Source organism: Paraclostridium dentum (genome assembly GCF_012922555.1).
Lineage (GTDB): Bacteria > Bacillota > Clostridia > Peptostreptococcales > Peptostreptococcaceae > Paraclostridium > Paraclostridium dentum.
The window spans coordinates 1-26,490 of sequence record NZ_WIPK01000020.1 but is presented as its reverse complement, the minus strand read 5'-3'; the positions used below and the strand labels follow the sequence as shown (position 1 = coordinate 26,490).

Genomic DNA, 26,490 nt, shown 5'->3' with positions numbered 1-26,490 from the left:
AACCTACTGTTTAATTTTCAAAGTTCATTTTTGTTTTGCCCTTTTCTTAAGGACAAGTAATACTATACCATCTTAATATAACATCGTCAACACTTTTTTAAAATTTAATTTTATTTTTTAAATTTCATCTAAAAAATCTCGAATTTCAGTGCTTTAATTCCCTTATTAATCACCCTTAACCTCTCCTAATAATAAAAAATATAGTATGTTAAAGTTAACGAAGTATAAATATAAAATCTGAAGCGACATTTCAAAACCTCTTCTCAGCTTTGTGTCTCAAATATTTTATATTTACACTTCGTGGTCTACTAATTTACATACTATATTTTTTCATCCTACTTCTATTCAAATATTTTATATTCATTATATAAAGGGTATTTATTTGTTAAAGCTACCACTTTTTCTCTAGCTTCTTCTTCTTTATTATAAGTTAAACATAAATCTATAGCTTCTGCTATATCTTTCATATCTTCTTCTTTCATTCCTCTTGTTGTTACAGCTGGAGTTCCTAATCTTATACCACTAGTAACAAAAGCTCCATTTGGATCAAACGGTATTGTATTTTTATTAGCTGTTATATATGCTTCATCTAATCTTTTTTCAGCTTCTTTTCCAGTTATATTTTTATTAGTTAAGTCTAATAAAATTAGATGGTTATCAGTTCCACCTGTTACTAATTCAAATCCTCTATTTATTAATTCTTCTGCTAGTTTCTTAGCATTTTTTACAACTTGAGATTGATATTCTTTAAATTCTGGTTCTAAAGCTTCTTTAAATGCTACAGCTTTAGAAGCTATTATATGTTCTAATGGACCACCTTGAGTTCCTGGGAAAATAGCTTTATCTATAGCTTTTGCATATTTTTCTTTACAAAGAATTACTCCGCCTCTAGGTCCTCTTAAAGTTTTATGTGTAGTAGTAGTCACAAAGTCCGCAACCTCACATGGATTTTGATGAAGTCCAGCCGCTACAAGCCCTGCTATATGAGCCATATCTACCATAAGCATAGCTCCTACTTCATCTGCTATTTCTTTAAACTTTTTAAAATCTATCTCTCTAGGATATGCACTAGCACCTGCTACTATTAACTTAGGTTTTATTTCATGTGCCTTTGTTCTTATATCATCATAATCTATTCTTCCATCTTTAAGGTCTACACCATACTCTGTAAATTCAAAGTATTGCCCTGATATATTTGCAGGAGACCCATGAGTTAAATGACCACCTTGAGATAAATTCATTCCCATAACTTTATCTCCAGGTTTTAAAATTGAGAAATAAACACCCATATTTGCATTAGCACCAGAATGAGGTTGAACGTTAGCATGTTCTGCCCCAAATATTTTTTTCAATCTTTCAATAGCTAATTTTTCTATCTCATCTATATGCTCACATCCCCCATAGTATCTTTTTTGTGGATATCCTTCTGCATATTTATTAGTTAAGTGACTTCCCATAGTCTCCATAACCGCCATAGATACTATATTTTCTGATGCTATTAATTCTATGTTCCTTTGTTGTCTTTCTAATTCTCTTTGCATACCTTCATAAATTTCTTTATCAACCTTCTTTAAATTCTCAAACATTTAATCACCCTTTCTTTATATATAAATAAATATGTATTATTAAAAGCTACTTAAATAATTGTAAAATACTAATATTTATATATTCACTTGTACACTTTTATATACCCAATTTTCACAATTTTTCAACTGTTAATATTATTTAATTTTAATTCAATTTTCAAATTAAATCAAATATGTTTTTATAGTGAATAAATATGTGTAATATGGTGCAATAATTTGATATAATCTTTATGTTATATTTATTTAGGAGGTGTAATTTTGGATATAGAGAATAACATTGACCAACATGGAAAAAAAAATATCTTCAGACTAGCACTTTTCACAGGAGAGCTTATGCTTAGAAATGGTGCTGAAACTTATCGAGTAGAGGACACCATACTTAGAATTTGCAACTCTAGAGGTTTTAAGCATGTAAACGTATTTACATCCCCTACTGTAATAATTATCTCCGACGAAAGATTCGATGGTATAACGTTTATGAAAACTATAAAAAATAGAGGTATAAACATAAATAAAATCGATCTTTTAAATGCATTTTCAAGGGAATTTGTATCTAATAAAGATTTATCAATTGAAGATGCTATACTACAACTTAAAGGAATTGAAAAAGCTAAGTCTTATAACCAATGGGTAGTATATATAGGAACTGGACTAGGATCTGCATGCTTCTCAGTTTTATTAGGTTGTACAGTGGTAGATTTTTTATTTACATACATAACATCAATTTTTGCTGTTATAATATTTGATAAAATATTTAGTATTAGTTCTATACCTTCTTTTTCTACACTTGCAGCTTCAATTTTCATAGCAGTTGTAGGTGTTAGTTTATCGAGTTTAGGGCTTTTGAGTCAACCTAATACTCTTATTGTAGGATCTATAATGCCTCTTCTTCCTGGAGTTTCATTAATTAAAGGCTTAAGGGACCTTATTTCTGGAGATTTAATTTCAGGAGTAGCTAGAGCTTTTGACGCTGCATTAACCGCAACCGCTATAGCTGTTGGAGTAGGGTTTGTTCTTGAAGTATGGCTTAGATTAGGAGGTATATTATAATGAGTAGCATGCCTTTATATTTACATTTTATATTTAGTTTTTTATCTACAATAGGATTTGCTATATTTTTAAGCGCTCCTAAAAGATCTCTTTATGTGTCTGGTTTAATAGGTGCTGTAGGATGGGTATTGTATGTATACTTATTTAAAGCAACAAATAATCCAACTTTATCAAACTTTGTTCCAGCAACTATAATAGGTATTGCTAGTGAAGTTTGTGCTAGAAAATTAAAACAACCTGCTATAGTCTTTGTAATACCTGGTATAATTCCTTTAGTCCCTGGACTTGGAATGTATAACACAATGCTTTATTTAGTTCAAGAAAACTATGAACTTGCTGCATCTACAGGTGCAACTGCACTTTTAGTTGGAGGTGCTATATCTCTTGGTGTATTACTGGTTACTTCATTTGTTAAAACTATAAATACAGTAAAATTAAATAAAGCTACATTTGGATTTAACCACGTTATAACAAAAAAAGATTCTAACTATGAAAATAATATAATGACAGAAGATAGTGATTTAGATATAGATTTAGCAATAGATAAAGATAAAAATGTACAAGAAGATGATAAAAAAGATTTAGAATAGATAATAAAAGAGGAAGTTGTGTAACTTCCTCTTTTTTATATATTTATTTTATCTATAACCTTAGTTATTACTGGTATATATTGTCTACTTTCTCTAAGCTTTGAATCTTTCTTTTTTATAAATAAATAAGCTAATCCAGTTAAAAGTAGACCTATTACAGCACTTAATATTTCTTTATTAACAGAAATATTAATAAGATTTAGTATACTATATGAAATTACGGTGCCCCCTAAAAGTGCTACTAAAGGAATTATATATACTATAGATGCAGCCTTTATTACATTTATAGAGTCCATATTTAATTCTACATAGTCACCTACTTTAGCTCCTATAGTATTATCAACTTCAACAACTATATCTTTTTTATCAGTAGATGATGCACACTTCCCACAAGATGCACAAGCTGAATGCTGTTGCATTTTTATTTTAGCGGTTATACTATCTACTATTTCTACTACATACCCATGTTGATTCATAGCGCTCCCCCTATTTTGTAAATTTGTTTATAGTTTCCATCAATTCAGAAATTAATTCCTCTGATTCTTGTGTTTCACCCTCTTTTATCGAGTTTGATACACATCCTTTTATATGATTTTCAAGTATTATATTCCCAACTCTATTTATAGCTGATCTTATTGCTGATATTTGAACTAAAATATCAACACAATATCTTTCATCCTCTACCATTTTTTGAATACCCTTTACTTGACCTTCAATTCTATTTAATCTCTTTATAATGGCTTCCTTATCATTATTTTTAGCTAATTTTTTCTCCATATTATTACCTCTTTTTCATTCATATAATATATTATATATTATTTTCTTCAAAAAAAAATAAATACTGCTGAATTTTCTTCAACAGTATTTATTTTAAACGTGCTATTCTTTATCTTTTATATCAACTTTTATATTTAATTCATCTAATTGAGCTTCTTCTGCAATCGCAGGAGCATTAGTCATAGGACAAACAGCACTTTGATTTTTAGGGAATGCTATTACATCTTTTATATTAGTAGTTCCAGCTAATATCATTATAAGTCTATCAAGACCAAATGCCATACCAGCATGAGGTGGAGTACCATATTTAAATGCATCTAATAAGAATCCAAATTTTTCTTGAGCTTCTTCTTCAGTGAAACCTAATGCTTTGAACATTTTTTGTTGCACATCAGCATTAAATATTCTAACACTTCCTCCTCCTACTTCATAACCATTTATAACCATATCATAAGCTTTAGCTCTTAAAGAAGCTTTATCATCGCTCTCTAATCTTTCTAAATCTTCATCTAATGGAGAAGTGAACGGGTGATGTTTAGCTATCATTCTTCCAGTTTCTTCATCTTCTTCAAATACTGGGAATTCAGTAACCCATAACATTTCATAAGTATTACTATCTAATAAGTCTAATCTTCTAGCTACTTCTAATCTTACTTGACCTAAAGCATCAAATACTACACTGTCCTTATCTGCAACAAATAATAATAAGTCTCCAGATTGAGCATCCATTTTATTTAATATAGCATTTATTTCTTCTTCTGTGAAGAACTTAGCTATAGGAGATGTTACTTCATTATTTTCTCCAACTTTCATCCAAGCAAGCCCTTTTGCTTTATAAGTTTTAGCATGATCTTCTAATTTTCCAATTTGTTTTTTAGAAAAATCTTCTGCTTTACCTTTTACATTTATACCTCTAACACTCATACCATCTTTAGTAGCATTAGCAAAAACACCAAATCCGCAATTTGCAACTACATCAGATATATTAGTTAATTCATATCCAAATCTAGTATCAGGCTTATCTGATCCATATCTTTCCATAGCTTCAGCATAAGTCATCGCCTTAAGAGGTAAGTTAACCTCTACATTCAATACTTCTTTGAATATTCTTTGTACCATTTTTTCCATTATAGCCATAACATCTTCTTGTTCAACAAAAGACATTTCGCAGTCTATTTGAGTAAACTCTGGTTGTCTATCAGCTCTTAAGTCCTCATCTCTGAAACACTTAACTATTTGGAAGTATCTATCCATTCCACTTACCATTAATAATTGCTTAAATAATTGAGGTGATTGTGGTAGTGCATAGAATTTACCTTCATTTACTCTACTTGGTACTAAATAGTCTCTAGCTCCTTCTGGAGTTGGTTTTATTAAAAATGGTGTTTCTATTTCAAAGAAATTATTTTCTGTTAAGTAATTTCTAACTATACTAGCAACTCTACTTCTTAATATTAAGTTCTTTTGCATAGATGGTTTTCTTAAATCTAAATATCTATATTTAAGTCTTAATTCTTCAGATACATTATCGTCATCTTTTATATATATAGGTGGTGTCTCTGATTTATTTAGTAATTTTAATTCTGTAGCAAATACTTCTATATCACCTGTTGGTAAATTAGGATTTTTAGAAGATCTTTCTGCAACCTTACCCTTTATTGCTATTACATACTCAGATCCTAACTTTTCAGCTTTTGCAAAAGCTTCTGCATTTACATCTGTGTCAAATATTATTTGGCAAATTCCACTTCTATCTCTTAAGTCTACAAATACTAATCCACCTAAGTTTCTTTTCTTTTGTACCCATCCCATAAGTACAACTTCTTCATCTATATTAGATTCTCTTAAGTCTCCACAATAGTGAGTTCTCTTTAATCCGTTTAGAGTCTCCATGTCTTTCCTCCAATATGTTATTAATTATTAAGAATTATCTATAATCTATTTTTTAATTCTTTAACTATTTCACTTAATTTTATAGTAGTTTGTTCTGATGTTGACATATCTTTTAATTTAACTTCATCATTTGCTAATTCATCATCACCTATTACTATAGTATATTTTGCATTTAATTTATCTGAATATTTAAATTGAGCTTTTAAACTTCTATCTAAATGATCTTTATCTGCACTTATATGATTTTCTCTTAAATCTTTTAATATTTTAAAACTCTTAGTTTGAGCATTTTCACCTATTGTAGCTATGAATATATCTGTAGCTTTAGGGTTATGTATTTCTATATTATTATTTTCAAGAGTTAATAATAATCTTTCAACACCAAGAGCAAATCCAATTCCGCTAACGCCTTTAGGACCTCCTAGTTGTTCTACTAGTCCATCATATCTACCACCACCACAAACTGTACTTTGTGCTCCTATATCATTTGATATTATTTCAAAAGCAGTCTTTTTGTAGTAGTCAAGTCCTCTAACTATAGTTTTATCAACCTTGAAATTTATACCCATTTCAGTTAAATACTCTTGAACCTTCGCAAAATGATCTTTGCAGTCATCACATAAGTGATCTATCATATATGGAATATCTGCTAAATTTTCTTTACAAACTGGGTTTTTGCAGTCTATAACTCTCATTGGATTTTTTTCTTTTCTCTCGTTACAAGTCTCACATAAAACATCACTTTTGGCATCTAGATACTCTTTTAAAATATTATTATATTTTTCTCTGCAAGTAGGGCAACCTACTGAATTTATACAAGTTTCTAAATTATTTAATCCCACTTCATTGAAAAATTGAACAGCTAAAGCTATAACTTCAGCATCTATAGATGGTTTATCACTACCTAATGTTTCTATTCCAAATTGATGGAATTGTCTTTGTCTTCCAGCTTGAGGTCTTTCGTATCTAAAGCATGGAGTTTGGTAGAATAATTTAGTTGGTTGAGTATCTGCATACATTTTATTTTCAATGAATGCTCTAACTGCACCAGCTGTACCTTCTGGTTTTAGTGTTATACTTCTTTTTCCTTTATCTTCAAAAGTATACATTTCCTTTTGAACGACATCTGTTGTTTCTCCTACACCTCTTTGGAATAACTCTGTATGTTCGAATATAGGAGTTCTTATTTCCTCATATCCAAATAATGCGCATACTTCTCTAAATTTATTTTCAACATAATTCCATTTATATGCATCTTTTGGAGTTATATCTTTAGTTCCTCTTGGAGCTTTAGTTAGCATTTTTATATACCTCCTTTTCCTTTCTTTCTATCATTTCATCAACTCTATCTATGTAAATTTCTACATTTTTAACATTGTCAGTTCTTTCAATTCTATCTTCATCTACATATACATATTTGCTGATAGCACCTGCCCCTACAGCAAGATTACTTTGCTTTTCTTCCATAATTTGAATATTATATATACATTCAAATCCTTCTTTAGCATATCCTATGTTTTCAAGGTTTCCAAGCATATGTTTTTGTCTGTACATATAGTAAGGATTAAGACTCATAGATTTTGCATACTCCATAGATAAATTTATCATACTTACCATCTCTTCATATCTTGTAAGTTCATACTTATCTAGATTTTCTTTTAGTGTAGATGCTCTTTTTATTGCTAATGTATGTACAGTTAAACTCTCTGGAGAAAGTTCTTTTATTCTCTCTAAAGTATTTCTAACCATTTCCACATTTTCATCTACTAAACCTAGTATAATATCCATGTTTATATTATTAAATCCAAGATCTCTAGCCATATTAAAACATCTTACTATATCATCTACGTTATGATCCCTACCAATTTTGACTAAAGTTTCATTATTCATAGTTTGAGGATTTATACTTATTCTAGTAACATTATGCTTTTTCATAACTTCTAATTTTTCTCTAGTTATAGTATCTGGTCTTCCAGCTTCAACTGTAAACTCTTTTATTTTTGTTAAGTCAAGTTCCATAAATAAAGATTTAATTAAATTATCTAGTTGTTCAGCCTCTAATGTTGTTGGTGTACCTCCACCTATATATAAAGTTTCGATTTCTTTATTAGTCTCTTTTAATAATTTTGCTAATCCTTTTATTTCCTTTACAATAGCTTTTACGTAATTTTCTCTTAAATGTCCAAATTGTTTCATGGGATTAGAAGGGAATGAGCAATACACACATCTTGTAGGGCAAAAAGGAATACTTACATATAAAGATATTTTGTTTTTATCAATAGGATATATAAATACACGCTCTCTTTTTGCTATATCTAAAGCTAAATCTATTTTTTCATCTTTTATTAAATAGTTATCTTTAAGGTTTTGTCTTATTTCAACTTCACTCAGTCCTTCATCTAACAAACTATGGACTATTTTAACAGGTCTTATCCCTGTCAAAATCCCCCATGGTACGTAAGTATCGTACAATTCACTTAAAACCTTAAATATACTTCTCTTTATAATAGTTTTAGATTTCTTTTTTATCTCTTCTTCATTTAAAGAATTTATATTAAAAACTTCTTCTTTGCAAAGCTTTAAATCATTATTTTCATAGTATTTAGTTGTACTCTTTATATAATCTTCATCTTTAATAAACTCATTTATCAAAGCTTTTTCAAATTTTTCATCTTCTTTTATAAATTTAAATTGAGTAGTAAATAACTTGAATAATTCTGCAATTTCATATTTGTAGTCATGTCCTTTTAACTCAATACCTAACATTTAAACTACTCCTTTATTGTTATTCTAAGCAAATACCTTATACTAAATATGGATTAGTTGCTTTTTCTATTCCCATTGTAGTATTTGGACCATGCCCTGGATATACTATTATATCGTCTTCATATTTTTTTAATCTATTTAGTGATTTTTTCATTTGGTTGTCATCTCCACTGTATAAGTCAGTTCTTCCCATACTTCCAGCAAATAATGTATCTCCTGTAAACATGTGATTACCAACTTTTATACACATACAACCTTTTGTATGTCCTGGAGTATGTATAAATTTAAGTTTTAATTCTCCTAATTTTATACTATCTCCCTCATTTACATATTTGTCTGCATCAAATTCAGTTGCTCCACAATGCATTCTATAGCTTAAGTTTTTCTTTTTATCTAAAAGCAGCTCTTTTTCTTCACTATCAGCTATTATACATGCATTTGTAGCTTCTTTTAACTTAGGTACACAACCAATATGGTCTCCATGCCCATGAGTAAGTATTATATATTTAACATCTATAAAATTATCTTTTATAAACCTCATTAAGTCATCTACTTCTCCACCTGGATCTATAACTGCACCCTCTCTAGTGTTTTTATCTGCTATTAAATATGTGTTTTCTCCAAATAAATGATCTGTAAATTTCTCTATTATCATAACTAAATCCCCCTTAAAAATTTTTTTCAGAATCTATAAGTATTGTAACTGGTCCATCATTTATCAACTCAACCATCATATGTGCTCCAAATTTTCCAGTGCCAACATTTATATTTTGTTTTTTAGCTTTTTCGATGAATTCTTCATATAAATTATTAGCTAAATCTGGCTTAGCCGCTCCTGTAAAGTTAGGCCTTCTACCTTTTTTGCAGTCTCCGTATAATGTAAATTGTGAGACAACAATCAATTCTCCATTTATATCTTTAAGAGATAAATTCATTTTTTCATCTTCATCTTCAAATATCCTTAAGTTAACTATTTTTTCTATTAAATAATCAACATCCTTACTAGTGTCTTCATGTGTCACTCCTAAAAGTACTAATAATCCTTTTTCAATATTTGAAATTTTTTGTTCATCCACAGTGACACTAGATGATGCTACCCTCTGAACTACAGCTCTCATAATGCCTCCTTAATTTATAACTCTATAAATATCGTCTACTCCCGGTATTGCTCTTACTTTTTTCATTAAAAGAGTTAATGTTTCTATACTATCAACTTCTACAAGTAAGTTTACACTTACAATATTTAGTTTTCCTTTTCTTGCATTAATTCCATTTAATGATACTTTTTCTATAGCCACAATATGTGTTATGTCATTTATAATTCCACGTCTGTCTTCTGCTTGTATTTGAATTTCAGCTTCAAATTTGGCGTTATTCGAGTTTTCCCAAGAAACTTCTACTAATCTATTTTTAAAGTAGTCATTGTCTAAGTTAGAGTTAGGACAATCTTTTCTATGTACAGCAACTCCTCTTCCCTTTGTTATATATCCTATAATTTCATCTCCAGGTATTGGATTGCAGCACTTAGCAAATCTGACAAGTATATTGTCTACTCCCTTTACTATAATACCTTGAGGTGATGATTTTTTTCTTTTCTTAGTATACTCTTGTTCACCTATACTATGTTTATTTATATCATCTACGACCTTTATCTCAGAAGATTTCTTTACGTAATCTTTTTCATAAAGTTCTTTTACTTTAGGAACTATCTGCGATGGCATTATACCTCCATATCCTATAGTTGCTACTAAATCACCTACAGTCGGTTGGTTAAACTTTCTTGCCATTTGAAGCATATACTTTTCAATTATTGGATCTTTTGTTGGTATGCTATATTTTTTGAATTCTTTCTCTAAAATCAAGCTACCTCTTTCTATATTTTCTTCTCGTCTTTCTTTTTTAAACCATTGTCTTATTTTAGACTTAGCATTAGGAGTTTGTACTATATTTATCCAATCTCTACTTGGACCACTTGAATTTGCTGAAGTTAAAATTTCAACAATATTACCATTTTGTAGTTTATAGTCCAATGTAACTATTCTTCCATTTATCTTAGCTCCTACGCATTTGTTTCCTACATTGGTATGAACCCTGTATGCAAAATCAATCGGTGTTGATCCTGCCGGCAACTCTATTACATCACCTTTTGGAGTAAATACATACACCTGACTATTAAATACATCATCTTTTAATGCATCCATAAATTCTTGTGGGTCTTTTAAATCTTTTTCCCACTCCATCATCTGTCTTAACCATTGTAGTTTTTCTTCTAGTTTACTTTCTTTAACAGTGGTTTTTCCTTCTTTATACTTCCAATGTGCAGCAATTCCGTACTCTGCTATGTTATGCATTTCATTAGTTCTTATTTGAATTTCTAACGGCTCTCCATCTGGTCCTACAACTATAGTGTGTAAAGATTGGTACATATTAGGCTTTGGCATAGCTATATAGTCTTTAAATCTTCCTGGTATTGGCTTCCATAGGGTATGTACCATACCTAAAACTGCATAACAATCTTTTACTGAATTTACGATTATTCTAACTGCCATTAAATCATATATTTCTTCAAAATCTTTATGCTTGTTTTTCATTTTTCTATATATACTGTAGAAATGCTTAGGTCTTCCATATATATCACAATTTATATTAACTTCATCAAATTTTTCTTTAAGAATATGTACTATTCTTTCTATATAAGCTTCTCTTTGGCTTCTTTTCTTAGCTACTTTTTCCACTAAATCATAATATCCATCACTGTCTATATATCTAAGTGCGATATCTTCTAGTTCCCATTTTACTTTGTATATTCCTAATCTACTTGCAATTCCACCGTATATTTCTAGCGTTTCTGTCGCTTTAGCTTTAGCTTTTTCAGGCGGCATGAACTTTAGAGTCCTCATATTATGTAACCTATCGGCTAATTTTATAAGTATTACTCTTATATCTTTTGACATAGCTAAAAACATTTTTCTTAAATTTTCAGCTTGCGTCTCTTCCTTAGACTTATACTTTATCTGTCCAAGTTTAGTTACTCCATCAACAAGGTCTGCGATTTCTTCCCCAAAATCATTTTTAATATCTTCATATGTAAATTCGGTATCTTCAACTACATCATGTAATAATCCCGCTGCTATAGTTTGCATATCTAATTCCATATCACAAAGTATATTAGCAACAGCTATTGGATGTATAAAATATGGTTCCCCAGATTTTCTTAATTGTCCTTCATGAGCTTTTTTACCATAGTAATAGGCTTTCTCAATTAAGTCTAAATCGCCATTAGGGGCATATCTTTTTATTTTTTCTATTAGTTCTTGTAATTGCTTATCTTGCATAGTACCACCTATTTTATAGTATAAATTTTGATATATATGAAAATAGTTGGCTTTTTACCAACTATTGAACACTATTAATATTTTACAAGTGAGTTTACATGATATTGAGATACTTTATCTCTACCATTTAACTCTTCTAATTCTATTAAAAATTGCATAGAAACAACTTCTCCACCTAATTTTTCTATAAGTTTAGCTGCAGCTTCCATAGTTCCACCTGTAGCTAATAAGTCATCTACTATTGCAACTCTTTGCCCTGGTTTTATTGAATCTTTATGGATTTCTAAAGTGTCTGTTCCGTATTCTAATCCATATTCAAACTTTTCAGTTTCTCCTGGTAACTTACCTGGCTTTCTTACTGGTACAAATCCTATACCCATTCCATAAGCAACTGGTGTTCCCATTAAGAAACCTCTAGCTTCTGGTCCAACTATTATATCAACATTCTTATCTTTTAGATCTGCTATTATTTCATCTACCGCAAACTTAAATGCTTCTCCGTTGCTTAATAAAGTTGTTATGTCTTTGAATCCTATACCTGGTTTTGGGAAATCTTTAATCTCTCTTATTGAATCTTTTAAGTTCATTTAAATCCTCCTAATAGCTTTGCTTGTATTTATCCTTAAGTTGATTAAGTCCTTGTAGTACTTTACTTGAAGCTAAATCAATCTTAGTACTTGGTTTTGGCATAATTTCCATTGTTAAAGTACTATTTTCATCTTCCACATGAAAATTAATTAAATCTAATTCTTTAAACACATTTAACATAGCAAATAATTTTATTGGTGCTATGTTTAACTTAGATTTAATGTCTAGTATATTAATTTTTATTTCTTTATATTTAGACATTATTTTATATAAAGTTATAAATTCTTCTCTCTCCGGAATTATACTTCTAATAATATTATTTATATATATTAAATCATTCTTATCATAATATTTTATAATTTCACATTCATTGTCACTTTCTTCAAATAGACATGAATATTCCTCAATATCATATAAATAATCATAAAGAATAATATTATTATATCTTTTTAAATCTATTTTATCAATATAGGGAAAGAATATAAGTTGAACTTTGTTGTTTATATTCTCTATAATATTGTAATTTATGTCAAATTCATATTCAGTAAGTGATATATCTGATAATGCTTTAAAAAATCCATTTACTGAATTTGCAATTACTAAACTTTTTTCATTTATATAATCAAATACATTTATATCTTTGCATCCATCTATATTAACTTTTCCATAATTTGAAATTTTATTATTTGAGTCTAAACAAGGTTTAATATTTCTAAATAGATTTATACTATCTAAATTTTTGCCAATATCCTTTGGATATGCCATTCTTATATCTTTTAGTAAAAATTGTATTTTTCTATTTCCCATGTAGTTATTTTCATCTAATTGGAATAATACATCAACTTTATCCCCTACCTCAAATTGCTCAGACATATATGCCATGTTAAATCCTATACATTCATATACGTTATTTTTTTCTAAGTTTAATTTTAAGTGATTTTTATCTTTTCCTAGTCTAAAAATACCTCTTATTTCTAATTCCCTCATTATAAATCTAGGACTTGGATTACTCATTCCAAAAGGCTCTAAACTATGAAGTTCTTCTATTAAATTAAAATCTATAGAACCTTCATTTAATTCAAACTCTACAGATATATTTTCCACCATATCATCTTCTGTAAGTTGATAGTTTGCAATTTCATTAACTTTTCTTCTTAAAGTTTCTATATTTTTAGAATCCATTGATAGTCCTGCTGCTTGTTCATGTCCGCCAAATTTATTTAGTAACTCTGAACAATTAACTAAAGTATCAAATATACTGAACCCTTTTATAGATCTAGCAGACCCAGTAGCTTCTTCATCTTCAATAGTTAAAAGTATTGTTGGCTTATAATACTTTTCTGTCAATTTAGATGCAACTATACCTATAACTCCATGTTGCCATCCTTCTTTTGCTATTACTAGTACTTTATCTGAATTATAGTTTTTGTCATTTAAAATTATATCTTCTGCTTCTTGATACATTTTAGCTTCTATCATTTGTCTTTCATTATTCTTTTCTTCTAAGAGACTAGCTATTTCCATAGCTTCTTCTTTTGATTTAGTTGTAAATAATTCAACACCTAAATATGAATACCCTAATCTACCAGAAGCATTAATTCTTGGTCCTATAGAAAATCCTATATGCGATGACCCTATTTTATCTGTTTCAATTCCACAAACATTTATAAGTTCTCTTAGACCTATATTTTCTCCATCTTTCATAAGCTTTAAGCCATTTTTTACAATTATTCTATTTTCATCCACCAAAGGTACTATATCACAGATAGTCGCTAAAGTTACTATTTCTAAGTACTTGTACATAGAAGTTTTAAACTCGTCTTCAGGCGTTAATGCTTGTATAATTTTGAATGCCACACCACACCCACATAACATGTCAAATGGATAATTACAATCTTTTTGCTTAGGGTTTATAACTGCATACGCATCTGGTATTTTATCTTGTACCTCGTGGTGATCTGTTATTATAATATCTATACCCAACTCATTCGCCAATTCAACTTCTTTTACAGATGTTATTCCACAATCTACACTTATTATTAAATCACACTCTTGTTCCTTCAATACTCTTATTGCATCTTCATTTATACCGTATCCTTCTTCTAATCTATTTGGTATATAGTATTTAACTGGGTATCCTATAGAGTCGAAATATATACATAATATAGATGTAGATGATACTCCATCAACGTCGTAATCTCCATATACCCATATGTTTTGATTGTTTTCCATAGCATCTTTTATTCTATCTACAGCTTTTTTCATATCTTTCATTAAAAATGGGTCTCTTAAGTAATCTAATGACGGATTTATAAAAATTTCAGCATCTTCTTTATCTTTAATACCTCTATTTTTTAAAATTTGCCCTATTTCCGGGGAAATCTTCATTTTTTTACCTAAATCATATTCTTTTATGCTACCTTTGTACTTAAGTGTCCATTTTTTGTTAAACATGCATATCTCCCCCTATTTTTTTATATATTGTGATCTTATTATCTTCACAACTAAAAGTATTCCTACTAAAAAAGAAACTACAAACCCTGAAAATGCAAGTACTTTGACCCACCAATTGCTATTTACATTTGGCGAAGCTATTATTAAAGAGGATCCAACTAGTAATGCAGCTAGCACTAAACTTAATGATAGTTGAGTTGCCAAATCTGTTATTATTTTTTCTAATTTAGAGAATTTAACATCTTCAATGTGAATTTTAATATTGTTTTTTTCTATATTTCTTAAAATAGATTTTACTTGTCTAGGAATTATCCTTATATCTGCAATAGCTTCTTGAGCGCTTTGTTTTGATTCTTTTATTAAATTTTCAGGATTTAACCTGTTTAGGTAGTAATACTTCATAAATGATTTTCCTGCAACAGTTATTGAAAAATTAGGATTTAATTCTCTAGCCGTACCCTCTAAGGTAATAAGAGCTTTTCCTAATAATACTAATTGTGGCGGAAGCGCAGCCTTATATGTTCTACAAAATCTAAATACTTCATTTAATATATCTCCCAAGCTTAATTTATCTATCGGAACATCATAATAATAATGCATTAAATAAAGTAAATCTTGTCTTAGACCAGTTAAATTAGTGTCATAAGATATTACATCTAACTCCATCAGTAAGTATATTATTCTATCTATATTTCTATCCACAGCTGCAAGTGTTATTGAATTTAATGTATTTAACATTTTCTTATCAATAATTCCAATCATTCCAAAATCTATATACGCTATACAATTTTCATTTATAACAAATATATTTCCTGGATGCGGATCTGCGTGGAAAAATCCATATTCAAAAATTTGTTTAAATAAAGATCTAATTCCTATTTCACTTATTTTCTCCGTATCCCAGCCTAGCTTTTTCATTTTATTTACGTCACTAAGCTTAACTCCAACTATTTTTTCCAATACTAATACCTTTTGAGTAGTATAATCCATAAATACTTTAGGTATATAAACTTCATTTGTATTAGAAAACATATTTTGGAACTTAACAGCATTTATAGCTTCGAAGTTGTAGTCTAGCTCTCTTAGAATTTGAGTTTCAAAATCTTCAACTATACCTTGTACATCTATATTCAAATCTTTTTTTATATCCGTTAAACCAGATGCAATAGACTTTAAAATTTCTATATCCGATTTTATCAACTGCTCAACATTAGGTCTTTGGATTTTTACTATTACATTTTCTCCACTAATTAATTTTGCTTCATAAACTTGCCCTAGAGATGCGGCTGCTATAGGTGTCTCATTAAACTCTTCGAAAATTTTATCTATAGGCATACTAAGCTCTTCTTTTAATATGCTCATAGCAATTTCAGTATCAAACACTTCAACATTATCTCTTAGCTTTACCAATTCACTTATAATGCTTTGATCTAGTAAATCTTTTCTCGTGCTTAATATCTGTCCTAATTTTACATACGTAGGCCCTAATTCTTCAAATGCTTTTCTAAGCCTTTCACCTGTAGTCATATTCTTTATCTCTGCCGGTGGATTTGTTATAGGAATTTTATAAGCTACTCCTTCTATATTAAGTTTTTCAACAATAATACTGAATCCATATTTTAAAAGTATATGAACTATTTCTTTATATCTTTTTAAATGTCTATAACTTACCTTCATTTTTCACACCCTAGTCTCAGTTTAAGTAGTTTTATTTTATAAGAGAAGAAAGGACAATATTATTATATTGCCCCTTTTTTCATCTCTACTTATAATTATTTGCAGTTTCTACATATTTTAATGCAGAATTAACAAGATTTTGTTTTTCTTCTTCTGTAAGTTCTCTTACAACTTGTGCTGGAGCTCCTTTTACAAGCACTCCAGATGGTATTTTCTTATTAGGTGGAATCAGACTTCCAGCAGCTACTAAAGTGTATTCTCCGATTTCAACACCACCTAGTATTATAGATCCCATTCCTATTAAAGTATTATCTCCTATTGTACATCCGTGTATAAGAGCTTTATGACCAACAGTTACGTTATTTCCTATTATAGTATCTTTATTATACTCTATATGTATAACAGTTCCATCCTGTATATTAGTATTTTCACCTATAACTATATTATTCTCGTCACCTCTTATAACCACGTTATACCATACATTTGAATTTTTTCCTATAGTAACATTTCCTATTATATCTGCAGATTCAGCTATAAAAACACTACTATCGATTACAGGATTATTTCCTTTATACCCCTTAATCATTTAAACTATTTCCCTTCTATCATTAATCTTGCTTGTATCATTATTGAACATTCTGTACGTTTCTTTTGCATTTCACAACCTAATTCATAAGGTTTCATTACATCGCCATTAAAGTTCATAGCATTTGCATGACATCCTCCTGAACAGTAGAATTTATTCCAACACTTCTTACAATCTTCCTTACTGTACACATGAGCGTTTTTGAATTTATCTGTTAATTCTCTAGGTATTACTATTTCTTCATCATTTATATTAGCTAATTTAAACTCTTCTTTTCCAACAAACTGATGACATGGATACATATCTCCCTCAGGAGTTATAGCTAAATATTCATTACCTGCTCCACATCCAGTTATTCTCTTTATTACACAAGGTCCTTGATTTAAATCTATCATAAAGTGGAAGAATTTGAACTTGTCTCCATTTAATAATCTATCAGAGTATTTAACTGCTAATTTTTCATATTCATTAAATACTGTCTCTAAATCTTCTTCTCTAAGTGCAAATGGGTTGCTTTCATCATCTACAACAGGCTCTACAGATGTTAATTCAAACCCCTCATCAGCAAAATGAAGCACATCTTCCGAGAAATCTAAATTGTCCCTAGTGAAAGTTCCTCTTATGTAGTAATATTTGTCTTTAGGTCTACTTTCAACTAATTTTTTAAACTTAGGCATTATTATATCATAACTACCTTTATCATTTAATGTAGGTCTCATTCTATCATTAACATCTTTTCTTCCATCTAAACTTAAAACTACATTATGCATATGTTTATTTATGTACTCTATTTTTTCATCATCTAATAATATTCCATTTGTAGTTATTGTAAATCTTATATTTTTATTATTTTCTTTTTCTATACTTCTTCCGTATTCAACAAGTTGTTTTACAACTTCAAAATTCATTAGAGGCTCTCCACCAAAGAAGTCTATCTCTAGGTTTCTTCTATTTCCAGAATTAGCTATTAAGTAATCTATTGCTTTTTTACCTACTTCATAACTCATTAATTCTTTAGCTCCACCAAAATCTCCTTGCGCAGCAAAACAGTACTTACATTTTAAGTTACAATCATGAGCCACATGTAAGCATAAGGCTTTGACTACTTTTTTTCTATCTATAAAATTAGGGTGATGATTGTATGTGTCTTCTGTATACAACAAACCTTCTTCTTCTAATGTTTTTACTTCGTTATAAGCTTCTTTTATTTGATCTTCTGTATAAGTCTCACTTAATAAACTTATTATCTCATCTAGAGATTTCTCTTTATAGTGGTCTAATAGGTTATATGCAACTTCATCAACAACATGAACAGCTCCACCGTTTACATCTAAAACTATATTATACCCGTGCATCGAAAATTTATGTATCATATCCATTGTGGTCCCTCCTAGTTTGTTTATATCTATATATTATCATATAAATGTAATTATGTACTATTTATCTTTTCTATAAAATCGATTCATTTTCACTCAAAAAAAGCAGCTAAATTAGCTGCTTTTTCTTTTTTAAAATATATTTACTATCTTTCGCACTCTTGATTTGCAACTGTACAAGAAGTTTTACAAGCAGATTGACAAGATGTTTGACATTCTCCACATCCACCTTTTGCCGCACTTTCTTTTAAAGTAGCTTTAGATAAAGTTTTTATATGCTTCTTTTCCATTGAAACTACCTCCTATCCTTATATAAACCTTTATTGATTATATCATAAATTTTACATAAGTGGAAATTTATTTAAAGTTTACCCCTAAAACTCCACCTATTCCACCTGCAAGTGATGTCAATAATACTTTATATATAGATGTAATCTCAAACACAAAAGAATCTTTAGCTAAAAATACAACTACCATTAAACACACTATGTAAAGTAGTCCAACTAATATACCATATAAAAGACCTTTTTCTTTTATTTTTTTAGATGCATAAAATCCTCCAAATGCAGCAGAAGCTGTAGTTATAACAGAAGCAGCCATAGCTATACTGTCTCCTGACATATTAGTAAAAGTAAGTAGTCCATTGTAAGTTAGTAAACAAATTAATGTTATTATGTACGCATATCCAAGTCCTTTAAATATGCTATTTGATTTTTCCATAAAAAAACCTCCCCTCTAATATAAAATATATTCAAGGAAAGGCTTTGTAATTACTAATATCGTTTTATTTTTCTTTTGATTCTGTAGAAGCTATAGCCCATTTTTCAAATGGTACTTTTGTTCTACTAGGCCCTATTTCTAATATAACAACATCTTCTTCAACCTTAGCTACATTAGCTACTATACCACCTATTGTAACAACTTTAGCGCCTACATCTAAGCTTTCTCTCATTTCTTTAAGTTGCTTGTCTTTTTTCTTTTGTGGTCTTATTAAGAAGAAATAAAAAATTGCAAAAAATACAACCCACATAAGTATTCCTACTACTGCTTGAGGCATTTATCCCACTCCTTTTATAATATATTCTTAAAACTCTTCAATTTAGTTTTATATAATAATTATTATAACTTAAAATAATTATAATTCATAGCCATATTTTTGGAAAAATTCTTTTCTAAAATCTAATAATCTATCTTCCATTATCGCTTGTCTTACTTGCTTCATTAAATCTAGTAAGAAATGTAAGTTATGAGTAGTTATAAGTCTAGCAGCTAAAATTTCATTAGCTTTAACTAAATGTCTTATATATGCTCTTGTATAGTTTCTACAACAATAACAATCACAATTTGGATCTAATGGTCCAAAATCTCTTGCATATTTTGCATTTCTAACCACTACTTTACCTTCACTTGTCATAGCTGTACCATTTCTAGCTATACGAGTAGGTAATACGCAGTCAAACATATCTATTCCTCTTATAACACCTTCTATTAAGTCATCAGGACTTCCTACTCCCATTAAATATCTAGGTTTATCTTCAGGCATTAAAGGTACAGTGTAATCTAAAACTTCGTACATAAGGTCTTTTGGCTCTCCAACACTTAATCCTCCAACAGCATATCCTGGTAAGTCTAAAGCTAGAACTTCTCTTGCTGATTGTTCTCTTAAATCTTTGTACATTCCTCCTTGGATTATTCCAAATAGAGCTTGATTTTCTGTGTTTTTATGAGCTTCTTTACATCTTTCTAACCATCTAGTAGTTCTTTCTAAAGAATTTTTTACATAGTCTCTATCAGCTGGGTATGGAGCACACTCATCAAACGCCATCATTATATCTGAACCTAATGCATTTTGTATTTCCATAGCTTTTTCCGGACTTATAAAGTGCTTTGATCCATCTATATGAGATCTAAAGTGAACTCCTTCTTCAGTTATTTTTCTAAGTGGCCCTAAGCTAAATACTTGGAATCCACCACTATCTGTAAGTATAGGCTTATCCCAGTTCATAAATTTATGAAGCCCTCCAGCTTCTTTAACTAAATCATGACCTGGTCTCATATATAAATGATACGTATTACTTAAAATAATTTGAGAACCTATTTCTTTTAATTCTTCTGGTGTCATAGATTTTACAGTTGCTTGAGTACCAACTGGCATAAATATTGGTGTTTCTATTACTCCGTGAGGAGTGTATAATCTTCCTAATCTTGCTCCACTTTGCTTACAAGTTTTTATAAGTTCATATCTTACTGCACTCATTATAACTCTCCTTATTTATCTATTGTTTATTTTCATTTTTCAATGCTTTTTCTAAATTTCGCTTATGGCAATCACAATCTTCATCTTCACATTCTTCATAATGAATACTGGTTACATTCATTGTGCTATTGTCATCAGTTAACAAATACTTTCTTATTGCAAATAAACCAGCTATAGCCATAATTCCAAGTAATAGCTCTAACATACCCTCACTCTTAGGCAATAATAGTAACTTTCTAGCTATTGCATACAATAGTACTTCAATTAGCGCCCCTGGAATATGTAATGAAAGCATTACTACTAACTCTACACCTATGACTAACAGTAATATTTGTCCTAACAAATCATTAAACTGAGCATATTGTACTGGAGTTCTGTATTCAACAATATACGAATGCCATATCATTCTTAATACATCTATTGTTCCTAAAAATACCGCAAGCAGCACAACCATAGCTAACAGTGATTCAAATATATATGCAATTTTAAGTGCTAAACTTTTTTCAGCTAGTTTTTTCATATTATTCCCCCTTGATAATTTATTTAATTATCATTGCATCTCCAAAACTAAAGAATCTATATTTTTCTTTAACTGCTGTATTATATGCATTTAAAACAGCATCTTTTGAAACTAATGCACTTACTAACATTATTAAAGTAGATTCTGGTAAGTGGAAATTCGTTATTAGCCTATCTACTACCTTAAACTTATACCCTGGATATATAAATATATTCGTCCATCCACTAGACTCTACAATTTCTCCATTTTCGTTACTTGCTGATTCTACAGTTCTACAACTAGTAGTACCAACACATATAACTTTATTTCCATTCTTTTTCGCTCTATTTATTTTCTCAGCAGCTTCTTTATCAACCATATAGTATTCAGAGTGCATTTCATGTGCTAATACATCATCAACTTTTACAGGTCTAAAAGTTCCAAGCCCTACATGTAATGTTACAAAAGCTATATCGATTCCTTTTGCTTTTATACTTTCTAGTAATTCATTGGTGAAATGAAGTCCTGCTGTAGGCGCAGCTGCAGATCCATTATGTTTTGAATATACAGTTTGGTATCTTTCTCTTTCTTCTAATCTTTCTGTTATATATGGAGGTAGCGGCATATTTCCTAATTCATCTAGTACTTCTTCAAATATTCCTTCATAGTAAAATTTAACTAATCTAGAACCTTCTTCTGCAAGCCCTACAACCTCGCCTATAAGTTTTCCATTTCCGAAAGAAAATTTTGTTCCTATTTTAGCTCTTTTCCCCGGTTTTACTAAAGCTTGCCATACATCTTTTTCTGTTCTTTTTAATAAAAGAAATTCTATTTTCCCTCCAGTGTCAACTTTTTCTCCTATAAGTCTAGCTGGTATAACTCTAGTATTATTAAGAACTAAACAGTCTCCTGGATTCAGATAATCTATAACATCTTTAAATATTTTGTGATCAACATCTCCCGTTTTTCTATCTAAAACCATAAGTCTAGAGTTAGATCTATCCTCTAACGGTGTTTGAGCTATTAATTCTTCTGGTAGGTCAAAGTAAAAATCACTAGTTTTCAATTTAAACGTCCTTTCTATTTTTTAGTACAAATTACATCATAACAAAAAAAATAATTTTTTTCTATCATTAATCCTATTATTAAATGCTATATAAATTAATTTTTCCTATTTTTCTTTTGGATAAGGAATATTTAAATGTTCATATGCAAGAGGCATGGCAATCCTTCCTCTAGGTCCTCTATTTATAAATCCTAATTGAAGTAAATATGGTTCATACACATCCTCAATAGTATTTCTATCTTCTCCAATAGATGCTGCCAATGTATCTAATCCTACTGGCCCGCCCTTAAACTTTTCAATTATTGTAACTAGTAACTTTTCATCAACATAGTCAAGTCCTAAGCTATCTACTCCTAACAATTCTAAAGCATCATTTGCAACTTCATCAGTTATATTTCCATCTGCTCTAACTTGTGCATAATCTCTAACTCTTTTTAGTAATCTATTTGCAATTCTTGGAGTTCCTCTAGACCTTCTTGCAATCTCGGTTGCTCCTCCTATTTGAATTTCAGCTCCTAAAATAGCAGAGGATCTTATTACGATTTGAGCAAGTTCTTCAACTGTATAGTAATCTAGTTTACATATAACTCCAAATCTATCTCTTAACGGGTTTGTTAGCATACCTGCTTTTGTAGTTGCTCCAATTAATGTAAATTTAGGTAAATCAAGTCGTATACTTCTCGCAGATGGCCCTTTACCTATAATTATATCTAAACAGTAATCTTCCATTGCAGAGTATAAAACTTCTTCAACTGTTCTACTTATTCTATGAACCTCATCTATAAATAAAACATCATTTTCATTTAAGTTTGTAAGTATAGCTGCTAAGTCTCCAGCCCTTTCTATGGCAGGCCCTGATGTTATTCTAAGATTAACTCCCATCTCACTAGCTATTATAGATGCAAGTGTTGTTTTCCCAAGACCTGGTGGTCCATATAGTAAAACATGGTCTAACTGTTCATTTCTAGCTTTTGCTGCCTCTATAAATATTTTTAATAATTCTTTTGCCTTATTTTGCCCTAAATAATCATCTAGACTCTTTGGCCTTAAATTATTTTCTATGTCTACATCTTCATTTTGCATAGATGATGTTATAATTCTATTTTCATCTTCAAACATATTTCAATTTTCCCCCTCTATCTAAGAGATTTACTCATAATATAACTTAATGATTTTTTAATTATATCCTCTGTGTTCATTCCATCTTTTTTACACTTATCAACTGCTTCTTTAGATTCTTGAGATGAATATCCTAATGCAATAAGTGCATCAACTGCTTCATCTTGTGATACAGCTATTGGCATTTGGCTAAGAAGTGTAGGTTCAAACTCTATGTTATTTTTATCAATTTTATCTTTTAGTTCTAATATAATTCTTTCAGCAGTTTTTTTCCCAACCCCTGGCGCTTTTGACATTTTTGCTACATCTTCACTGACTATATATGCACCTATTTGTTTAGGTGTAGCAAACGATAAAATTCCCAAAGCTACCTTGGGTCCTATTTTAGAAACTGAATTTAATAATTCAAACATTTTTAACTCTTCTTTTGTTGAAAATCCACATAGACTCATGTCATCTTCTCTCACTATTAGCTTAGTATGAATTTTACATTCTTTTCCTAGTTTTACGTCTGCTAAAGTATTTGCTGATACATTTACTTTATATCCAATATTATTTGCCTCTATTACTAAACTATCTAAATTTATTTCTTCAATTTTACCTTTTATATAACTATACATATTGCCCCCCTATGTTCTTTAGTGTTTTTTCTAATTTATTTGAATGACAATGACATATTGCAACTGCTAATGCATCTGCTACATCATCTGGTTTTGGTATCGCCTTTAAATTTAAAAATGACTTAACCATTTGTTGAACTTGAGCTTTCTGAGCTCTACCATATCCAACTACTCCTTGTTTAACTTGAAGAGGTGTATATTCATATACAGGTATGTTATTATGTGCACATGCAAGCATTGTAACTCCTCTCGCTTGTGCTACAGTTATAGCTGTTTTTACATTTTTATTAAAGAACAACTCTTCAATTCCAACTTCGTCAATATTATAATTTTTTATAAGCATGTCTATTCCTTTATATACAAGCTCTAATCTTCTTAATATATCCATGTGTGCTGGAGTAGTAACCGCTCCATAATCAATAACTCTGAACTTATTATTTTTATATTCTATAATTCCATAACCAACAATAGCAATTCCTGGATCTATACCTAAAATAATCATATTTTGAAATAACTCCTTTTTACGAAACTTACGTTCTATATTAATATATAATAACATAATTAGCTATAAACTATAAAGAGATGAAAAGTTTCCCTTTCATCTCTTTCAATAGTATTGGTTATGAGTTTATATTTTTTCAGCTCCCAAAGTCTTCTAATTTTGAATAAATTTCATCTTGTGATTTTGCAAATATTCCAGATTTAACTTCTTCTTGAACTTTTTTAGGTAAAGACTCTGTTTCAATTTCTGTATTTTCTATAAATTCTCTATCGCCTTTTTCATTGTACTTGTAAACATTTAATAAACCTTTGTTATCAACTATAGCAAATTGATTAGCCTTACTAGTATCATTAAATGTTTCTCTTTCTTGTAAAGTAATTTCATATGTATCTAGTTTTTTTATGCTTCTATTAGGATATTTAGTCGATAAGTACTTAGTTATATCTTCTTTTGATTTTCCAACCAAATCTTTCGGTATCGTACCGATCATTGTTGGAGCTTCTTTGCTAGGTGTGCCATCTTCAAGTGTCTTTTCTACCCAAATTTCACAGTCTTCACTTAAATTAAAAATTTCTTTTGCTGTTGTTTCTTCTTTCTTTTGCTCTGAATTGGTCTTTTTAGAAATATTTTCATTTGTTGATTTAAATCCTACATAAATCCCTCCAGCGAGAACTACTATGCCTAAAATTATAACAATTGGTATTCGCCAAGGAAATTCTTTTTTCTTTTCGAACATTAAAAACAACCTCCTTATATCGGATATTTTTTCCAATTATTTATTTTTTATACATTTTTTACATTTATTATAATATTTTATTTTAAATATTTTTCTATCCTTAGTCCCATTTATTGATAAATTTTCATATTATACTTTATAAATATGATTTTTTGATGGAGGTGAAAATATTGAGTATCGATAATGAATTATTATCAAGAGTTGAATTTATTGAATTTAGACAACAAGTTTTACTGTTAAAACACCCGTCTCATAAAGCTACTGTATTTGCAGAGCTAACTTTATACGAATTTTTATCTATTAGAGATTATGTTGAAAATTTTGAGTATTATTTAGAAAATGGACATAAATTTGATTTTAAGAGCTTTGAATCGGGCTTATATGATTTAATACCTAAACTAAAAGCTTATCCAGAAAGTTCAGTTTTAATTTCAAAAATACTAATGAATATATCAAACTTCAATAAATTATTTGATTCAAATAATTAGTGATATGACTTTAAAATCTCTATTGCCTTTTTTTATAAAGTATATCTATAAATCCTTTTGGAAATAATTTTAGTAAATACTATTTTAGGAGGATTTATTATGGATAAAATTAAATGTAGTGTTGATAACTGTTCTCACAATAGCAAAGGTTTATGTTACGCAGATAGAGTTAACATTCAAGGAAGTGCAGCTCAAACAAAAGAACATACAGCATGTGCATCATTTTTAGAACATGCAGTTTATAGTGATCTTACTAATAATACTAATGATAGTGGAGCGTGCTCTTGCCTTTTCTGTAAGGTGAATACATGTTCATACAACTCAAACAACTTATGTACTTTAGATTCTATAAAAGTATCGCCTGATACTGGTAGACCTAACCTTTACTCTGAAACAAGTTGTTCAAGTTTTAAATGTAAATAAAAAAAGGAGATATAAATATCTCCTTTTTTTATTCTTCTATTTCCCAGTTATGAGCTATAGATTGAACATCATCATCATCTTCTAGCATGTCTACTAATCTAT

Annotated in this window: 28 protein-coding genes; 4 read left to right on the top strand and 24 right to left on the bottom strand. The window is 29.5% G+C overall.

Going from position 1 to position 26,490, the window contains the following annotated elements; translation table 11 throughout:
- Window positions 1-341: 341 nt before the first annotated feature.
- Entirely contained in the window at window positions 342-1,586 is a 1,245-nt protein-coding gene (gene glyA, locus GFJ41_RS16695) for a serine hydroxymethyltransferase (protein WP_170075892.1), read from the bottom strand.
- A gap of 264 nt (window positions 1,587-1,850) precedes the next feature.
- On the opposite strand from glyA, the gene GFJ41_RS16690 reads away from it, so the two are divergent.
- Both GFJ41_RS16690 and GFJ41_RS16685 read left to right on the top strand, forming a co-directional pair.
- Window positions 1,851-2,636: a threonine/serine exporter family protein gene (locus GFJ41_RS16690; protein WP_025161698.1), complete on the top strand. Its 786-nt coding sequence runs from the start codon at window positions 1,851-1,853 to the stop codon at window positions 2,634-2,636.
- Window positions 2,636-3,226, top strand: a complete 591-nt coding sequence (locus GFJ41_RS16685) for a threonine/serine exporter family protein (protein ID WP_081949254.1) — start codon at window positions 2,636-2,638, stop codon at window positions 3,224-3,226. The genes GFJ41_RS16690 and GFJ41_RS16685 overlap by 1 nt, the downstream gene beginning before the upstream one ends.
- Window positions 3,227-3,261: 35 nt before the next feature.
- On the opposite strand, the gene GFJ41_RS16680 is transcribed toward GFJ41_RS16685, so the two are convergent.
- The 23 genes from GFJ41_RS16680 to GFJ41_RS16570 form a co-directional block, all read right to left on the bottom strand.
- Window positions 3,262-3,702 (bottom strand): SoxR reducing system RseC family protein, encoded by a 441-nt coding sequence (locus tag GFJ41_RS16680; RefSeq protein WP_021428532.1) that lies wholly within the window; start codon window positions 3,700-3,702, stop codon window positions 3,262-3,264.
- Between the two features lie 10 nt (window positions 3,703-3,712).
- A complete protein-coding gene (locus tag GFJ41_RS16675) occupies window positions 3,713-4,003 on the bottom strand; it encodes a metal-sensitive transcriptional regulator (RefSeq protein ID WP_021428502.1) in 291 nt (96 codons plus the stop codon).
- 102 nt (window positions 4,004-4,105) lie between these two features.
- Entirely contained in the window at window positions 4,106-5,896 is a 1,791-nt protein-coding gene (aspS, locus tag GFJ41_RS16670; protein WP_021428382.1) for an aspartate--tRNA ligase, read from the bottom strand.
- A 38-nt stretch (window positions 5,897-5,934) separates the two neighbouring features.
- Window positions 5,935-7,197: a histidine--tRNA ligase gene (hisS, locus tag GFJ41_RS16665; RefSeq protein WP_170075891.1), complete on the bottom strand. Its 1,263-nt coding sequence runs from the start codon at window positions 7,195-7,197 to the stop codon at window positions 5,935-5,937.
- A complete protein-coding gene (gene hemZ, locus GFJ41_RS16660) occupies window positions 7,187-8,662 on the bottom strand; it encodes a coproporphyrinogen dehydrogenase HemZ (protein WP_035116836.1) in 1,476 nt (491 codons plus the stop codon). Before hemZ ends, hisS begins: the two co-directional genes overlap by 11 nt.
- A gap of 37 nt (window positions 8,663-8,699) precedes the next feature.
- On the bottom strand, window positions 8,700-9,317 hold the full coding sequence (locus GFJ41_RS16655; protein ID WP_025161696.1) for an MBL fold metallo-hydrolase: 618 nt from the start codon (window positions 9,315-9,317) through the stop codon (window positions 8,700-8,702).
- Window positions 9,318-9,330: 13 nt separating this feature from the next.
- Complete coding sequence (gene dtd / locus GFJ41_RS16650) at window positions 9,331-9,780, bottom strand: D-aminoacyl-tRNA deacylase (RefSeq protein WP_035116838.1); 450 nt, start codon at window positions 9,778-9,780, stop codon at window positions 9,331-9,333.
- A 9-nt stretch (window positions 9,781-9,789) separates the two neighbouring features.
- On the bottom strand, window positions 9,790-11,997 hold the full coding sequence (locus GFJ41_RS16645; protein ID WP_035116840.1) for a RelA/SpoT family protein: 2,208 nt from the start codon (window positions 11,995-11,997) through the stop codon (window positions 9,790-9,792).
- Window positions 11,998-12,071: 74 nt separating this feature from the next.
- Window positions 12,072-12,584 (bottom strand): adenine phosphoribosyltransferase, encoded by a 513-nt coding sequence (locus tag GFJ41_RS16640; RefSeq protein ID WP_021428377.1) that lies wholly within the window; start codon window positions 12,582-12,584, stop codon window positions 12,072-12,074.
- Between the two features lie 10 nt (window positions 12,585-12,594).
- The gene (gene recJ / locus GFJ41_RS16635; protein ID WP_035116842.1) at window positions 12,595-15,039 is read right to left on the bottom strand and encodes a single-stranded-DNA-specific exonuclease RecJ; all 2,445 of its coding nucleotides are present in this window, start codon (window positions 15,037-15,039) and stop codon (window positions 12,595-12,597) included.
- 12 nt (window positions 15,040-15,051) lie between these two features.
- Window positions 15,052-16,716, bottom strand: coding sequence for an ABC1 kinase family protein (locus GFJ41_RS16630; protein ID WP_035116844.1), 1,665 nt, complete (start codon window positions 16,714-16,716; stop codon window positions 15,052-15,054).
- A gap of 85 nt (window positions 16,717-16,801) precedes the next feature.
- The gene (locus GFJ41_RS16625) at window positions 16,802-17,302 is read right to left on the bottom strand and encodes a gamma carbonic anhydrase family protein (protein WP_170075890.1); all 501 of its coding nucleotides are present in this window, start codon (window positions 17,300-17,302) and stop codon (window positions 16,802-16,804) included.
- A 5-nt stretch (window positions 17,303-17,307) separates the two neighbouring features.
- On the bottom strand, window positions 17,308-18,681 hold the full coding sequence (gene scfB / locus GFJ41_RS16620) for a thioether cross-link-forming SCIFF peptide maturase (RefSeq protein WP_085283014.1): 1,374 nt from the start codon (window positions 18,679-18,681) through the stop codon (window positions 17,308-17,310).
- Window positions 18,682-18,824: 143 nt separating this feature from the next.
- On the bottom strand, window positions 18,825-18,968 hold the full coding sequence (scfA, locus tag GFJ41_RS16615; RefSeq protein ID WP_021122491.1) for a six-cysteine ranthipeptide SCIFF: 144 nt from the start codon (window positions 18,966-18,968) through the stop codon (window positions 18,825-18,827).
- A 67-nt stretch (window positions 18,969-19,035) separates the two neighbouring features.
- On the bottom strand, window positions 19,036-19,398 hold the full coding sequence (locus GFJ41_RS16610) for a TIGR04086 family membrane protein (RefSeq protein ID WP_021428396.1): 363 nt from the start codon (window positions 19,396-19,398) through the stop codon (window positions 19,036-19,038).
- Window positions 19,399-19,462: 64 nt separating this feature from the next.
- On the bottom strand, window positions 19,463-19,735 hold the full coding sequence (gene yajC / locus GFJ41_RS16605) for a preprotein translocase subunit YajC (RefSeq protein ID WP_021428480.1): 273 nt from the start codon (window positions 19,733-19,735) through the stop codon (window positions 19,463-19,465).
- Between the two features lie 78 nt (window positions 19,736-19,813).
- On the bottom strand, window positions 19,814-20,935 hold the full coding sequence (gene tgt / locus GFJ41_RS16600; protein WP_170075889.1) for a tRNA guanosine(34) transglycosylase Tgt: 1,122 nt from the start codon (window positions 20,933-20,935) through the stop codon (window positions 19,814-19,816).
- Between the two features lie 19 nt (window positions 20,936-20,954).
- Window positions 20,955-21,455 carry a phosphate-starvation-inducible PsiE family protein gene (locus GFJ41_RS16595; RefSeq protein ID WP_021428403.1) on the bottom strand — a complete coding sequence of 167 codons (501 nt, stop codon included), beginning with the start codon at window positions 21,453-21,455 and terminating at the stop codon, window positions 20,955-20,957.
- A gap of 19 nt (window positions 21,456-21,474) precedes the next feature.
- Window positions 21,475-22,500 carry a tRNA preQ1(34) S-adenosylmethionine ribosyltransferase-isomerase QueA gene (gene queA, locus GFJ41_RS16590; protein ID WP_170075888.1) on the bottom strand — a complete coding sequence of 342 codons (1,026 nt, stop codon included), beginning with the start codon at window positions 22,498-22,500 and terminating at the stop codon, window positions 21,475-21,477.
- 105 nt (window positions 22,501-22,605) lie between these two features.
- A complete protein-coding gene (ruvB, locus tag GFJ41_RS16585; protein ID WP_021428482.1) occupies window positions 22,606-23,619 on the bottom strand; it encodes a Holliday junction branch migration DNA helicase RuvB in 1,014 nt (337 codons plus the stop codon).
- Between the two features lie 17 nt (window positions 23,620-23,636).
- On the bottom strand, window positions 23,637-24,239 hold the full coding sequence (ruvA, locus tag GFJ41_RS16580; protein ID WP_053832150.1) for a Holliday junction branch migration protein RuvA: 603 nt from the start codon (window positions 24,237-24,239) through the stop codon (window positions 23,637-23,639).
- On the bottom strand, window positions 24,232-24,741 hold the full coding sequence (ruvC, locus tag GFJ41_RS16575; protein ID WP_021428405.1) for a crossover junction endodeoxyribonuclease RuvC: 510 nt from the start codon (window positions 24,739-24,741) through the stop codon (window positions 24,232-24,234). The genes ruvA and ruvC overlap by 8 nt, the downstream gene beginning before the upstream one ends.
- A 136-nt stretch (window positions 24,742-24,877) precedes the next feature.
- On the bottom strand, window positions 24,878-25,477 hold the full coding sequence (locus GFJ41_RS16570; RefSeq protein ID WP_021431775.1) for a hypothetical protein: 600 nt from the start codon (window positions 25,475-25,477) through the stop codon (window positions 24,878-24,880).
- 170 nt (window positions 25,478-25,647) lie between these two features.
- Here GFJ41_RS16570 and GFJ41_RS16565 point away from each other — a divergent pair, with 170 nt between their 5' ends.
- Entirely contained in the window at window positions 25,648-25,965 is a 318-nt protein-coding gene (locus GFJ41_RS16565) for a hypothetical protein (protein WP_035116851.1), read from the top strand.
- A gap of 99 nt (window positions 25,966-26,064) precedes the next feature.
- On the top strand, window positions 26,065-26,388 hold the full coding sequence (locus GFJ41_RS16560) for a DUF1540 domain-containing protein (RefSeq protein WP_114542281.1): 324 nt from the start codon (window positions 26,065-26,067) through the stop codon (window positions 26,386-26,388).
- The last annotated feature ends 102 nt before the right edge of the window (window positions 26,389-26,490 follow it).